14 protein-coding genes are annotated in these 14137 nt (G+C 74.2%); 7 read left to right on the plus strand and 7 right to left on the minus strand.

The genetic code is table 11. The features are described 5' to 3' along the window. Positions 1-48: 48 nt before the first annotated feature. Positions 49-1230 carry an acetoin utilization protein AcuC gene (locus tag O7625_RS15635; RefSeq protein WP_067313780.1) on the plus strand — a complete coding sequence of 394 codons (1182 nt, stop codon included), beginning with the start codon at positions 49-51 and terminating at the stop codon, positions 1228-1230. Positions 1231-1253: 23 nt separating this feature from the next. Then, positions 1254-3809, plus strand: coding sequence for a bifunctional GNAT family N-acetyltransferase/acetate--CoA ligase family protein (locus O7625_RS15640; protein WP_282346717.1), 2556 nt, complete (start codon positions 1254-1256; stop codon positions 3807-3809). Positions 3810-3973: 164 nt separating this feature from the next. On the opposite strand, the gene sigB is transcribed toward O7625_RS15640, so the two are convergent. Next, the gene (sigB, locus tag O7625_RS15645) at positions 3974-4978 is read right to left on the minus strand and encodes an RNA polymerase sigma factor SigB (RefSeq protein ID WP_282346962.1); all 1005 of its coding nucleotides are present in this window, start codon (positions 4976-4978) and stop codon (positions 3974-3976) included. Between the two features lie 234 nt (positions 4979-5212). Between sigB and O7625_RS15650 the strand changes: the two genes are divergently transcribed. Then, on the plus strand, positions 5213-6001 hold the full coding sequence (locus O7625_RS15650) for a sporulation protein (protein WP_089004299.1): 789 nt from the start codon (positions 5213-5215) through the stop codon (positions 5999-6001). Between the two features lie 191 nt (positions 6002-6192). Here O7625_RS15650 and dtd read toward each other — a convergent pair whose 3' ends face one another. Continuing rightward, positions 6193-6615, minus strand: coding sequence for a D-aminoacyl-tRNA deacylase (gene dtd, locus O7625_RS15655; protein ID WP_282346718.1), 423 nt, complete (start codon positions 6613-6615; stop codon positions 6193-6195). A gap of 97 nt (positions 6616-6712) precedes the next feature. Next, on the minus strand, positions 6713-8197 hold the full coding sequence (locus O7625_RS15660; RefSeq protein WP_282346719.1) for a methyltransferase: 1485 nt from the start codon (positions 8195-8197) through the stop codon (positions 6713-6715). Positions 8198-8385: 188 nt separating this feature from the next. Here O7625_RS15660 and O7625_RS15665 point away from each other — a divergent pair, with 188 nt between their 5' ends. Beyond that, the gene (locus O7625_RS15665; RefSeq protein WP_282346721.1) at positions 8386-9609 is read left to right on the plus strand and encodes a S8 family peptidase; all 1224 of its coding nucleotides are present in this window, start codon (positions 8386-8388) and stop codon (positions 9607-9609) included. Between the two features lie 368 nt (positions 9610-9977). Here the strand turns inward: O7625_RS15665 and O7625_RS15670 are convergent, their stop codons facing one another. Together O7625_RS15670 and O7625_RS15675 are read right to left on the minus strand one after the other, a co-directional pair. Further along, positions 9978-10289 (minus strand): hypothetical protein, encoded by a 312-nt coding sequence (locus tag O7625_RS15670; protein ID WP_067313878.1) that lies wholly within the window; start codon positions 10287-10289, stop codon positions 9978-9980. Positions 10290-10302: 13 nt separating this feature from the next. Continuing rightward, a complete protein-coding gene (locus O7625_RS15675) occupies positions 10303-10590 on the minus strand; it encodes a hypothetical protein (RefSeq protein ID WP_231932742.1) in 288 nt (95 codons plus the stop codon). A 103-nt stretch (positions 10591-10693) separates the two neighbouring features. Between O7625_RS15675 and O7625_RS15680 the strand changes: the two genes are divergently transcribed. Further along, on the plus strand, positions 10694-11053 hold the full coding sequence (locus O7625_RS15680; protein ID WP_282346723.1) for a DUF3099 domain-containing protein: 360 nt from the start codon (positions 10694-10696) through the stop codon (positions 11051-11053). 148 nt (positions 11054-11201) lie between these two features. Here the strand turns inward: O7625_RS15680 and O7625_RS15685 are convergent, their stop codons facing one another. Both O7625_RS15685 and O7625_RS15690 read right to left on the minus strand, forming a co-directional pair. After that, complete coding sequence (locus O7625_RS15685) at positions 11202-12116, minus strand: carbohydrate kinase family protein (RefSeq protein ID WP_067313876.1); 915 nt, start codon at positions 12114-12116, stop codon at positions 11202-11204. Beyond that, positions 12113-13039, minus strand: coding sequence for a pseudouridine-5'-phosphate glycosidase (locus O7625_RS15690; RefSeq protein ID WP_282346727.1), 927 nt, complete (start codon positions 13037-13039; stop codon positions 12113-12115). Before O7625_RS15690 ends, O7625_RS15685 begins: the two co-directional genes overlap by 4 nt. Before the next feature lie 84 nt (positions 13040-13123). On the opposite strand from O7625_RS15690, the gene O7625_RS15695 reads away from it, so the two are divergent. Next, on the plus strand, positions 13124-13348 hold the full coding sequence (locus tag O7625_RS15695; RefSeq protein ID WP_172898387.1) for a DUF3039 domain-containing protein: 225 nt from the start codon (positions 13124-13126) through the stop codon (positions 13346-13348). 42 nt (positions 13349-13390) lie between these two features. Next, positions 13391-14041 carry a trimeric intracellular cation channel family protein gene (locus tag O7625_RS15700; protein WP_067313869.1) on the plus strand — a complete coding sequence of 217 codons (651 nt, stop codon included), beginning with the start codon at positions 13391-13393 and terminating at the stop codon, positions 14039-14041. The last annotated feature ends 96 nt before the right edge of the window (positions 14042-14137 follow it).

Below are 14137 nucleotides of genomic sequence, written 5' to 3' on the forward strand. Positions count from 1 at the left end.
CCAGCGCGTGTGGTGGGCGACCGGTGACCCACGTGCGACGATGACCGCATGTCGGACGACACGCTGGTGGTGTGGGACGAGTCCCTGCTGGACTACGACATGGGGGAGCACCCGCTTGACCCGGTCCGCGTCGAGCTGACCGTGGCGCTGGCCCGGGAGCTGGGCGTCCTGGACCGCCCCGGGGTCCGGCTGGTGCGGCCCGAGCCGGCCGACGACGCGACGCTCACCCGGGTGCACCTGCCCGACTACCTGGCGGCGGTACGGGCCGCGCCCCGCGACCCGCTCTTCGCCGGCTACGGACTGGGCACCTCGGACAATCCGGTCTTCGACGGGATGCACGAGTCGAGCGCGCTGATCGCCGGGGCGAGCGTGACCGCCGCCGAGGCGGTCTGGCGGGGCGAGGCCCGGCGGGCGGTCAACGTGGCCGGTGGGCTGCACCACGCCATGCCCGACCGGGCCGCCGGGTTCTGTGTCTACAACGACCCGGCGGTGGCCATCGCCCGGCTGCTGGACCTGGGCGCGGAGCGGGTCGCCTACGTCGACGTGGACGTGCACCACGGCGACGGCGTGCAGGAGGTCTTCTACCACGACCCTCGGGTGCTCACGGTGAGCCTGCACGAGACCCCGCTGGCGCTCTTCCCCGGCACCGGGTTCCCCGACGAGACCGGCGGCCCGGGGGCGCAGGGCAGCGCCGTCAACGTGCCGCTGCCCCCGGGCACCGACGACGCCGGCTGGCAGCGGGCCTTCCACGCGATCGTGCCGTCGGTGCTGCGCGCGTTCCGGCCGCAGATCCTGCTCACCCAGTGCGGCGCCGACGGGCACCGGATGGACCCGCTGGCCGACCTGCACCTGTCGGTGGACGGGCAACGGGCCACCTACCTGGCGTTGCGGGCGCTCGCCGACGAGCTGTGCGACGGCCGCTGGGTGGCCACCGGCGGCGGCGGGTACGCCCTGGTGGAGGTGGTTCCCCGGGCCTGGACCCACCTGCTGGCGGTGGCCACCGGCGACCCGCTCGACCCGGCCACCCTCACCCCGCCCGGCTGGCGTGCGCTGGCCGCCCAGCGACGCCCCGGCCGGGACGTCCCGCTGCGGATGACCGACGACGTCGACCCGGAACACCAGCCGTGGCAGCCGACCGGGGAGCCGAACTCGGTGGACCGGGCGGTGGCGGCCACCCGCAAGGCGGTGTTCCCGCTGCTCGGGCTGGACCCGTACGATCCGCGCGACTGAGCGGGGGACCTGGGGAGGGGCCGGTGACCACTGTCGACCAACCGGTGGACGTGCTGCTCAGCGACGGCAGCACCGTCGGCCTGCGGCCGATCCGGCCGCAGGACGCCCCGGAGATCGTCGCCATGCACGGGCGGTTCTCGGAACGCACCCGCTACCTGCGTTACTTCTCGCCCTACCCACGCATTCCGGAGCGGGACCTGCACCGGTTCGTCACCGTCGACCACCGGGACCGGGAGGCGTTCGTGGTGCTGGCCGGCGACCGGATCATCGCCGTCGGCCGGTACGAGCGGCTGGGGCCGGCGGCCCCCGAAGCCGAGGTGGCGTTCGTGGTGGAGGACGCCCACCAGGGCCGGGGGATCGGTCCGGTGCTGCTGGAACACCTGGCCGACGCGGCCCGCCGGGCCGGCATCGGGCACTTCGTCGCCGAGGTGCTGCCCACCAACGGCGCGATGCTGCGGGTCTTCGCCGACTTCGGTTACCAGGTGCAGCGCCAGTTCGCCGACGGGGTGGTGCACCTGACCTTCCCGATCGCGCCGACCGAGGCCACCCTGGCGGTGCAGCGCGGCCGCGAGCACCGCACCGAGGCGCGGTCCATCGCCCGGCTGCTCGCCCCGCGCGGGGTGGCCGTCTACGGGGCCAGCGCCACCGGTCAGGGGGTCGGCGCGGCGCTGCTCGGGCACCTGCGCGACGGCGGTTACCGGGGGGCGATCGTGCCGGTGCACCCGGGCGCACGCACGGTGGCCGGGCTGCCCGCGTACCCGTCGGCGGCCGACGCGGGGGTGGACGTCGACCTGGCGGTCGTCGCGGTGCCCCCCGACGCGACGCCGACGGTGGTGGCCGACGCCGCCGCCGCCGGCGTACACGGCCTGGTGGTCGTCTCCGCCGGTTTCGCCGAGGCCGGGCCGGCGGGCGCGGCGGCCCAGCGGACGCTGGTCCGGGCGGCACACGCCGCCGGGATGCGGGTGGTCGGCCCGAACTGCCTGGGGGTGGCGAACGCCGACGGGCGGGTACGCCTCAACGCCACCCTGGCCCCGGTGCTGCCGGCCCTCGGGCGGGTGGGCTTCTTCAGCCAGTCCGGCGCGTTCGGGGTGGCCCTGCTGGCCGAGGCGCAGCGCCGGGGGCTGGGCCTGTCCAGTTTCGTGTCGGCCGGCAACCGGGCCGACGTCTCCGGCAACGACCTGCTCCAGTACTGGCAGGACGACCCCGGCACCGACGTGATCCTGCTCTACCTGGAGACCTTCGGCAATCCGCGCAAGTTCGCCCGGCTGGCCCGCCGGATCGGCCGGGACAAACCGGTGGTGGCGCTGGCCCCGCTGGCCCGCCCGACCGGCCCCGGTGCCGGCAGGGCGCTCGACGAGGCCGCCGTCAGCGCGCTGTTCGCCCAGTCCGGGGTGATCCGGGTGGACACCGTCGCCGAGCTGCTCGACGTCGGGGTGCTGCTGGCCGACCAGCCGCTGCCGGCCGGCACCCGGGTCGGGGTGGTCGGCAACTCCTCGGCGCTGACCGGCCTGGCCGCCACCGCCTGCGCCGGGCAGGGCCTCACCGTCGCCGCCGGCTACCCCCGCGACGTCGGCCCGCACGCCGGTGCCGCCGAGTTCACCGCCGCGCTGGCCGGCGCCGCCGCCGACGACCGGGTGGACGCGCTGGTGGCGGTCTTCGCCCCGCCGCTGCCGGGTCAGCTCACCGTGGAGGAGGCGGACTTCACCGCCGCCCTACCGGCGGTCCTGGCCGGGGGCAAGCCGACCGTGGCGACCTTCCTCGCCGGCCGGGTGCCGGCCGGGCTGCCCGCGTACCCGAGCGTGGAGGAGGCCGTCCGGGCGCTGGGCCGGGTCAGCCGGTACGCGCAGTGGCTGCGCCGGGATCCGGGCACGCTGCCCGAGCTGCCCGGCACGGACCGGTCCGCCGGGCAGGCGGCGCTGCGCGGTGACGCCGCCGACCCGGTCGCGCTGCTCGCCGCGTACGGCGTCGAGGTGGTCGGGTCGACGCCGGCCGGCACCCTCGACGAGGCGCTCGCCGCCGCCGCGCGGTGGGGTTGGCCGGTGGCGTTGAAGGCCGCCGCGCCCGGCCTGCGGCACCGCCTCGACCTGGGCGCCGTCCGCCTCGACCTGGCCGACCCGGTCGCGCTGCGCCGGGCGTACGCGGAGCTGACGGCGGCCTTCGGCGCGGACGTCCTGGTGCAGCCGATGGTGCCGCCGGGGGTGGCCTGCGTGGTGGAGCTGCGCGAGGACCCGGCGTTCGGGCCGGTGGTCGGCTTCGGGCTGGGTGGCGTCGCCACCGAGCTGCTCGGTGACCGGGCCTGGCGGGCGGTGCCGCTGACCGACCGGGACGCCGCCGAGCTGGTCGACGAGCCACGGGCCGCGCCGCTGCTGCGCGGGCACCGGGGTGCCGCCGAGGTCGACCGGGCGGCCCTGGCCGAGCTGCTGCTGCGGGTGGGCCGGCTCGCCGACGAGCAGCCCCGGGTGCGGTCGCTCACCCTCAACCCGGTGCTGGCCCGGCCGGACGGCATCGCGGTGCTGCACGCCTCGGTGGGGGTCGGCACGGCGGACGACCGCCCGGACACCGGCCCGCGCCGGCTCTGACCGGTGCCGGCACCGCCGCACCCGACCGGCCGACGCCCGCGGCGGCTCCCGGCGGGCCGTCGGGCATCCGGTGTGAGCCGGCCCGGTCACCGACCGGCGGGCCACCCCGGACAGGCGGCAGGCCCCCGGCGAACCGCCAGGGGCCTGCACCGTCACCGTCGCGCTCAGCAGGCGTACGCCTCCAGCCGCTGCGCCCGCTCCGGGTCGCGCAGCTTGAGCAGGGTGACCTTCTCGATCTGCCGGATCCGCTCCCGGGACAGGCCGAACTCCTTGCCCACCTCGTCGAGGGTGCGCTGCCGGCCGTCGTCGAGGCCGAACCGGAGCCGGATCACCGCCTGCTCCCGCTGGGACAGGGTGGCCAGCACGATGCGTACCTCGTTGCGCAGTTCGCCGTTGGCGGCGGCTTCGCCCGGCTCGGTGCGCGGGTCCACCGCGGCGACGAAGTCACCGAGCGCGCTCTCGCCGTCCTCGCCGACGGCCTGGTCGAGGCTGACCGGCTCCCGGTCGTACGAGATCAGCTCGATGACCTGGAACTCGGGGATCTCCATCGCCCGCGCCACCTCGGACACGACGGGCTCGCGGCCCAGCTTGACCGACAGCTCCCGGCGGACCCGGACCATCCGGTTGACCTGCTCGACCATATGCACCGGGATGCGGATGGTGCGGGCCTGGTCGGCCATCGCCCGGGTGATCGCCTGCCGGATCCACCAGGTGGCGTACGTGGAGAACTTGTAACCCTTGGCGTAGTCGAACTTCTCGACCGCGCGGATCAGGCCGAGGTTGCCCTCCTGGATCAGGTCGAGGAAGGCCATCCCGCGCCCGGTGTACCGCTTGGCGATGCTGACCACCAGCCGCAGGTTCGCCTCCAGCAGGTGGTCCTTGGCGGCGCGGCCCTCGCGGGCGATCAGGGTCAGGTCGGCGTGCAGGTCGCCGGAGACGGGGGTGCACGTCGACAGCTTCTCCTCGGCGAACAGCCCGGCCTCGATCCGTTTGGCCAGCTCCACCTCCTGGGCCGCGGTGAGCAGCTTCGTCCGGCCGATCCCGTTGAGGTAGGCCCGGACCAGGTCGGTGGAGACCCCGCGCTCGTCGGTGGCGTCCAGGTCGGTGAGGGCGTCGGTGCCGTGCTCGGCGTCGATGGTGGTGGCCGGGCGCGTCTGGTTATCGATCATCTGCAGGGCCATCTCTGTGTCTCCCCGTGTCCGCTTTCGGTGTCGCCTACCGGTGCCATCGGCCCCGGTGATGCACAGCTTTCCAACCGGGACGTGAAACGGGGGTGAGGCGATCGGGGAACCGACAGCAATCCGGTCGGATGCGGGGTGGGCCGTCGGCGGTCTTGCCAGCTCCGGCTACCGTGCCAGCGGTCGACCATCAGGGTCGGCCCTGAACAGGCAATGGAGGACGTGGTGGTCTTCAAGCGGCTCATGCAGTCGATGGGGGTGGGCGGTCCGTCGGTGGAGACCGTGCTCGCCAATCCGAACTGCCGTCCGGGCGGGGTGCTGGAGGGGCGGGTGCACGTGGCCGGCGGCGACCACGCCACCGACATCGAGTACGTGGCGCTCGGTCTGGTCACCCGGGTCGAGGTGGAGAGTGCCGACTCCGAGTACGAGACCACCCAGGAGTTCGCCCGGCAGCAGGTCACCGGCCCCTTCCGGCTGGAGGCCGGGCAGCGGTACGACATCCCGTTCCGGTTCGCCGTGCCGTGGGAGACCCCGCTGACCGACCTGTACGGCCACCGGCTGCACGGGATGACGATGGGGCTGCGCACCGAGCTGGAGGTGGCCCGCGCGGTCGACAAGGGTGACCTGGACGCGGTGTCGGTGCACCCGCTGCCGGCGCAGGAGCGGCTGCTGGAGGCGCTGCTGCGGCTGGGCTTCCGGTTCGCCCGCGCCGACGTCGAGCGCGGCCACATCTATGGCGTACGGCAGAGCCTGCCGTTCTACCAGGAGATCGAGTTCTACCCCGCGCCGCAGTACGCCGGGGCGATCAACCAGCTGGAGGTCACCTTCGTCACCGACCCGCACCAGGTGCAGGTGGTGCTGGAGATGGACAAGCGGGGTGGCCTGTTCACCGAGGGTCGGGACGCCTTCGGCCGGTTCACCGTCGACCACGCCACCGCCGACCGCACCGACTGGGCCGCTCAGCTCGACGGCTGGCTCCGCCAGTCCCTCCAACGCCGAGGCCTCTTCTCCTGACCCGCTCCCCCTGTCCCCCTCTTCCCACCCTCCCCCTGTCCCCGTCCCGCGTCCCCGCGTCCCCGCCCCCACTGTCCCCGGTGATCAAGAGATTTGCGTCAACTTTGATCTTCGGATTGACACAAACCTCTTGATCACCAGGGCGGGTGGGGGTGTGTGCGGGGGTGGGCGCGGGGTGGGGAGGGGGTGGGTTAGAGGTCCAGGAGGAGGGTGCGGGGGCCGATGTTGGTGCTCTCGACCAGCATGTGGGCGCGGAACCGGCCGGTCTCGACCGTCGCGCCCCGGTCACGGAGCGCCTGGACCATGGCGGTGACCAGGGGTTCGGCCGCCTCGGCGGGAGCGGCGGCGGTCCAGCTCGGGCGGCGCCCCTTGCGGGTGTCGCCGTAGAGGGTGAACTGGCTGACCACCAGGATCGGGGCACCGGTGTCGGCGGCGCTGCGTTCGTCGTCGAGGATGCGCAGCTCGTGTACCTTGCGGGCCATCGTCCGGGCCAGCTCGGGGGAGTCGGTGTGGGTGACACCCAGCAGCACCAGCAGGCCGTCGGTGATCGCGCCGACCACCTCGCCGTCGACGGTGACGCTGGCGCGGCCTACCGTCTGCACCACCGCCCGCATCAGTCGGTCACCGGCTCGACGATGCCCTGTTCGACCGCCGGCATCACGATGCCCCGCTCGACCGCCGGCATCGCGATGCCCTGTTCGGCCGCCCGCATCAGTCGGTCACCGGCTCGACGATGCCCCGCTCGACCAGCCGTGACACGATCGGGCCGGCCGCCTCGGCCAGCTCGTCGATGGTGACGTCGTGCGCGACGGCGAGCAGGGCGAGCTGCTCACGCAGCGGCAACCGGCCGTCGCAGCCGCCGACCAGGGCCAGCACCAGCGGGTCGATCTCCTCGCTCCAGCGCAGCCCGTGCGGCATGGTCAGGACCTGCCGGTCGACCGCCCAGCCCTCGTCGCCGATCGTCGCCTCCTGGCGCAGTTGCAGCCCCGGGGCCGCCCGGTAGCGGGTGTCGAGCAGGCCGTCGACGCCACGGGCGCGCACGAAGTCCTGCCTGTCGAACCAGCCGGCCACCTGGTCGCCCAGTGGCGGTTCGACCTGCTGGCGCAGGTCCTCCACCCGTACGGTCGGGTCGGCGTGACCACCCCGGCGCAGTGAGACGATGCCGAAGCCGATCGCCTCGACCTTGTGCGCGTCGAACCAGTCCAGCCAGGCCGCCGCCCGGTGCGGGTCGGCCGCCTCGCCGACGTCGGTCAGCCACAGGTGCACGTACGCCATCGGGTCGGCGACCTCGCGCTGGATCACCCAGGCGTCCAGCCCGGTGCCGGCGAACCAGCCGGTGACCCGCTCCGCCCAGTCCTCCCCGGCGACGTGCACCCAGTTGGCCAGGTACTGCATGGTCCCACCCTCGGTGAGCAGGCCCGGCGCGGCGGCGGCCAGCTCGGCGCCGATCGCGTCGCCCACCCGGCCGGAGTCGCGGTAGACGTGGGTGGTGGTGCCCGGCCCGACCACGAACGGCGGGTTGCTGACCACCAGGTCGAACCGCCGGCCGGCCACCGGGGCGACCAGGTCGCCGCGCAGCAGTTCCCAGTCCTGCCCGTTCAGGGCGGCGGTGGTGGCGGCGAAGCGCAGTGCCCGCTCCGACACGTCGGTGGCGGTGACCCGCCGGGCGTGGGTGGCCAGGTGCAGGGCCTGCACGCCGGAGCCGGTGCCCAGGTCCAGCGCGGTGTCCACCGGGCGGCGGACGGTCGCCCCGATCAGGGTGTGGGTGGCCCCGCCGATGCCGAGCACGTGTTCGCTGTGCAGTGGTCGACCCGGGCGGGCGCTGGCCGGCACGTCGGCGAGCACCCACCAGGCGTCCCCGTACGGCTCCAGGTCCACCCCGGCGCGCAGGCCGTCGCCGTACGGCTCGACCAGGCCGGCGGCGACGGCCTCGGCCAGGTCGAGCGGGGCGAGCGCGGCGGCGACCGCCGCTTCGGGCTCGGTCTGGTCGCAGATGAACACCCGGATCAGGGTGGCCAACGGATCCCGGTCCCCGGTGGCGCGCAGCGCGGCCCGGAAGTCGTTGCGGGCCACCCCACCGGTGGCCTGCGGGCCGAGCCGGCCGGCGATGCCGTTGGCGGTGAAGTCGGCGCTGGTGAGCGCGGTGCGCAGCGCGTCGACGCCGGCGGGGGAGAGCAGCATGTCGTGTCGGTCCACCTCGCCATCCTGCCTGGCGCCGGGTGCCCGGTGGCGGGCACCCGGGACATCCATACCACCAGCTCAATCCTCCAGCCGTTATCTCTTTTACGTTTGTCAATGTCTGGTTAGCATTCCCTCAACATCAGTCGATGGGACGTTTCGGACGGCCCTGCCTGTCCGTTCGTACCCGGTAGGGAGTTCAGACGATGTCCGACGTGTCCGTTCCCCGGCGTCGCGCGATCCGCGCGGTCGCCGTCGCGGCCGCCGCCGCGGCCTTCTCCGTCGCCGCCGGTGCCCCCGCCCTCGCCGCCCCCACCGGCCAGATCCGCTACGCCTCCGCCCCCGACGCGATCAGCGGCAGCTACCTGGTCGTGCTCAAGGGCGACGTCGTCGGCGCCGCCAACAGCCGCGCCGCCCGGACCGCCGTGCCCGACCGGGCCGCCAGCCTCACCAAGCGGTACGGCGGGAAGGTCGCCGACGTCTACAGCGCCGCGCTCACCGGCTTCAGCGCGAAGATGAGCGCCGGCCAGGCCAGCCGGCTCGCCGCCGACCCGTCGGTGGCCTACGTCGAGCAGGACCGGGTGATGACCGTCCAGGCGACCCAGACCAACCCGCCGTCCTGGGGCCTGGACCGCATCGACCAGCGCAACCTGCCGCTGAACTCCAGCTACACCTACCCGAACACGGCCACCAACGTACGGGCCTACATCATCGACACCGGCATCCGGACCACCCACTCCGACTTCGCCGGCCGGGCCACCTGGGGCACCAACGCGGTCGACTCCAACAACACCGACTGCAACGGCCACGGCACCCACGTCGCGGGCACCGTCGGCGGCACCAAGTACGGTGTGGCCAAGGGCGTGCGGCTGGTCGCGGTGAAGGTGCTCAACTGCCGGGGTCGCGGCAGCACCACCGCCGTGGTCAACGGCATCAACTGGGTGACCGCCAACGCGGTCAAGCCGGCGGTGGCCAACATGAGCCTCGGCGGCGGGGCCAGCACCGCCATCGACAACGCGGTGGCCAGCTCGATCAGCTCGGGCATCACGTACGCGCTGGCGGCCGGCAACTCCAGCGCCGACGCCTGCAGCTCCTCCCCGGCACGGGTCGCCTCGGCGATCACCGTCGGCGCCACCACCAACACCGACGCGCGGGCCTCCTACTCCAACTACGGCACCTGCGTCGACCTGTTCGCGCCGGGCTCGAACATCACCTCCTCCTGGAACACCAACGACACCGCCACCGACACGATCAGCGGCACCTCGATGGCGTCCCCGCACGTCGCCGGCGCCGCCGCCCTGGTCCTGTCGGCCAACCCCTCCTACACCCCGGCCCAGGTCGCCAGCTCCCTGACCAGCAGCGCCACCCCCAACGTGGTGACCAGCCCCGGCTCGGGCTCGCCGAACCGGCTGCTCTTCGTCGTGAACTGACCCCCCGCGTCCCGGCCGGCCCGGTGGACACCCACGGTGTCCACCGGGCCGCACCGCGTCCGGCGGCCCTCCGGCGCTGCGGCCCGGCAGCGGGCGTTTCCGGCGGAGCCGGCGCGGCGGCTGGTCGGACGTCGGCGGGCCGGGTGGGGTGGACGGGCAGGACGGGGGCACGACGTTCCCGTTGCCCATCGACGGTGCGGCCGACCGGCTCTGGGCGGACGTCACCGACGCGGAGTCGCTGCGCCGGGTCCGCGAGCACAGGCAGCGGGCCGAGGCGGGCGGTGAAGGCCGACCGGCGGGCGACGGCCGACCAGTGGGCCAGGGCCGACCAGTGGACCAGGGCCGGCGCGGGTCGGGCGGCGGTGGGGTCAGGCGGCGGTGGGGCGGGAGAGCGCGGCGAGCGCCCGGCGGACGTCGGCGAGCGAGACGGTGGCCGAGTCGTCGAGATCGGCCAGGCCAGCCTCGATCCACTGGCGCATCAGCGTGGTGACCCCGATGCCGCGGGCCTCCGCCGCCGACCGGACCCGCTCGTAGGTGTCCATCGGCAGGCGTACCGAGCGGCTGACCATCGGCACGTCGGTGTCGGGGGTGGGCAGCTCCACCGGCTGGCTGTCGTCGATCAACTCGGCGAACGTGTCGTCGCCGCCGTGGAATCGCTTGATGGCCTCGTTACGGTTCATCGCCGTCGCCTCCTCATCGGCGCGTTCTCCGCACGGCCTCGTCGTAGCGCTTGGCCTCGACATCGCTCAGCTCGCGGGCGGAGAGGACGTCCCAGTCGTGGTCGGTGCCGTCGGCCTCGGCGAGCAGCACGGCCAGCCGTCGGCCGCGACGGTTCGCGGCGTAGACGACCGTCAGATCCTCGCCGAGGTGCCGGATCACCCGGTGGGTACCGTGCAGCGCTTCCCAGACTTCCCCGGAGGTGACGTCGTAGACCCGTAGGTTGGCCAACGCCTCGTCGGTGAAGCTGAACCGGCTGCCCACCGGGGCAGCGTACCACGAACGTAACACGCCGCCCGGGTACGTCGATTTTCGCTGATCAAGGTGGTGCGGTGACAGGATGGGGGGAATCCCCCTCAGGAGGTCCATGGTGAAGCGTCAGGCGTACCAGCCGATTCTGATCACCGACGCCTCGCGCAGCCAGGACGACCAGCTCACCAGCCGACAGAAGCGGTACGTGCTGATGATGGGCATCCGGGTGGCCTGTGTGATCGCCGGCGCGATCCTGGTCGGCGTGCAGGCCCCACTGCTCTGGCTCTGGCTGCCGCTGGTGGCGCTGGGCATGATCCTCATCCCCTGGCTGGCGGTGCTGCTCGCCAACGACCGTCCGCCCAAGGAGGAGCACCGCCTCGCCAACAGGTTCCAGCCCCGGCACCGCGACGAGACCCCGCCGATGAGCCTCACCGCCGAGGAACGCCCGCACCGGATCATCGACGTCGAACCCTGACGCCGCGGCCCGGCCGGCTGCCCTGACGCCGCTGCCCTGAGGCTGCTGCCCTGAGGCTGCGGCCCCGGCCCCGGCTGCCCGGTCCCGCGGCCCGGCCGGCTGCCCGGTCGTGTGGTCCGATCGGCCGCCCGGTCCCACGGCCCGGTCGCTACCTGGTCGCCGCCTCGGGCGTGGGGCGGGCACCCACCGTGGAGACCGCCAGGGCGCCGAGGTCGGCGGCCCGGGCCAGCGCCGCACGCGGCTTCGCGCCGGTCGTCCAGGCGGTGAGCAGGCCCGCCGCGAAGGCGTCCCCGGCGCCGGTGACGTCCACCACGGCGACCCGCAGCGAGGGGGTCACCCCGATCGTCGCCCGCCGGTCCACCCAGATCGCGCCCGCCCCGCCGCGCTTCACCACCACCCGCCGGGCCGCCGCCGACAGCGCCCGCGCCTGCGCCGCCGGGTCCAGCCCGCCGGCCAGTACCCCGGCCTCGTCCGCGTTGACCAGCAGCAGGTCGACGTCGCGTACCCAGGACAGGAAGGCCGCCGCGCCGATCCGCCGCAGCGGTGCCGCGGAGGCCGCGTCGACGCTGGTCGTCAACCCCCGCTCGCGGGCGGCGGCCAACGCGCGCAGCCCGGCCGGTCGGGACGCGGCGTCCAGCAGGCAGTACGCCGACAGGTGCAGGTGGACGGCGTCGGGCACGGCAGCCAGTGCCCGGTCCACGTGGCCGGCGGTCAGCCGCAGGTTGGCCCCCCGTTCGGTGACCATGGTCCGCTCGTCGGCCGTGGCCAGCACGATTACCGTGCCGGTGCTGGTCTGCGGGTGCACCTCCACCGCGCAGTCCACCCCGGCCCGCTCCAGCTCGGCCACCCGGTCCCGGCCGGCGCTGTCGTCACCGATCGCGCCGACCAGCGTCACCGGCGCGTGTTGGGCGGCGATCCAGGCGGCGGTGTTGGCCGCCTGGCCGCCGCCGGTCACCCTGATCGCGGCCGGGGTGTCCGAGCCGGTGGCCAGCGCCCCGGCCAGCACCGCGATCACGTCGGTGATCAGGTCGCCGACCACCACGATCCGGCCCGGACCGGTCATGCCGCCCCGCGCCGGGCGGACGCGACCGCGATCCGCGCGGCCAGGTCGGCGTTGCGCAGGATGATCCGCACGTTGACCGCCAGGCTGGCGCCCTCGGTGGCTGTGTGGAAGTGGGCCAGCAGGAACGGGGTGACCGCCTTGCCGGTGACGCCGTCGCGGCCCAGCCGGGCCAGCCCCTCGGTGAGGGTCCGGTCGTGCAGCGCCGGGTCGAGCTGCTCGTCGACCGGCAGCGGGTTGGCCACGATCAACCCACCCCGGTGTACGCCGTGCTGCTCCCGGGCGGCCAGCACCTCGGCGACCTGCTCCGGGGAGTCCACCGACCAGTCCAGGTCGAAACCGGAGTCGGTCAGGTAGAAACCGGGGAAGCGTCGGGTGCGGTAGCCGACCACCCCGACCCCGAGGGTCTCCAGCCGCTCCAGGGTCGCCCCGACGTCGAGGATCGACTTGACCCCGGCGCAGACCACGGTGATCGGGGTACGCGCCAGGGTCACCAGGTCGGCCGACTCGTCGAAGGTCTGCGCCGCCTCCCGGTGCACCCCGCCCAGTCCACCGGTGGCGAAGACACCGATCCCCACGGCGGCGGCCACCGCACTGGTGGCGGCCACCGTGGTGGCCCCGTCCGCCCCGGTGGCGGCGGCCACGGCGAGGTCACGGACGGAGAGCTTGGCCACCCCGTCGACGGTGGCGAGTCGGGTCAGCTGCTCGTCGTCGAGGCCGACGACGAGCTCGCCGCCGACCATGCCGATGGTGGCGGGGACGGCGCCCGCGTCGCGTACCGTCTGCTCGATCTCCCGGGCGACCCGCAGGTTGTCCGGTCGGGGCAGACCGTGCGAGACGATGGTGCTCTCCAGGGCGACGACGGGACGGCCGTCGCGCAGGGCCGCGGCGACCTCGGTGCCGGGGCGGATGTGGAAGGTGGTCACGTCGGCTACCGTAACTGGCCACCATCGGGGTGGGCTGCGGTGGACCGGACCTGGTCGACCTGCCAAACTTGGGCTGTTGGAGGTGTGACTGTGAGTACAGAGGTTCTTGAGCGTCCCGAGGTGAAGGACGCCGACACCGGTCCCGAGATGTTCCATTACGTGCGCAAAGAGAAGATCGCCGAGAGTGCCGTGATGGGCACCTACGTGGTGGCGCTCTGCGGCGAGACGTTCCCGGTGACCAAGGCCGCCAAGCCCGGCTCCCCGGTCTGCCCGAAGTGCAAGGAGATCTACGACTCGTACCGCGAGTGATCCGGGGCGGCCCGACGGGCCGCACCCGTACCCTTCGGCGGTGTGACCACCTCCACCGCCCTGCTCCTGGCCGACCTGACCGGGGTGGCCGTCTTCGCCGCCTCCGGTGCGTCCGCGGCGGTGGCCAAGCGGCTCGACCTGTTCGGCGTGGTGTTCGTCGGGTTCGTCGCGGCGCTGGGCGGCGGGATCTTCCGGGACCTGGCCATCGACGAGGTCCCACCGCTCGCCTTCGCCGACTGGCGGTACGCCGCCACCGCCGCGGTCACCGCCACCGCCGTGTTCTGGCTGCACCCGCAGCTCGCCCGGCTGCGGACCACGGTGCTGGTGCTGGACGCCGCCGGGCTGGCGCTGTTCACCGTCACTGGCACGCTCAAGGCGCTCGACGCCCGGGTGCCGGCGGTCGGCGCGGTGGTGATCGGCATGCTCACCGCGATCGGCGGCGGCCTCGGCCGGGACCTGCTCACCGCCGAGATCCCGGTGGTGCTGCGCCGGGAGATCTACGCCGTCGCCGCGCTCGCCGGATCGATCATGGTGGTGCTGTTGACCGGGTTGGGGTACGCCGGGGTGGGCGGGCTGACCGCGGCGGCGCTGCTGGTCTTCGTTCTGCGCCTGGTGGCGCTGCGGCGGCGCTGGTCGGCCCCGGTGGCGACGATGCGTCCCCCGGAGACCGGCCTGGACCGCCCACCGTCCTGACCAGGGGCGGTCGCCCTCGGCGTGGTGTCGGCTGGGGATGCCCGGCCCGGCTGGTTATGCTGGGCCGGCCTTCGCGGCGTGCGGTGCGCGAGGGCG

It is taken from the genome of Micromonospora sp. WMMD714, from assembly GCF_029581315.1.
In the GTDB taxonomy this organism is placed as follows: Bacteria; Actinomycetota; Actinomycetes; order Mycobacteriales; family Micromonosporaceae; genus Micromonospora; species Micromonospora rifamycinica.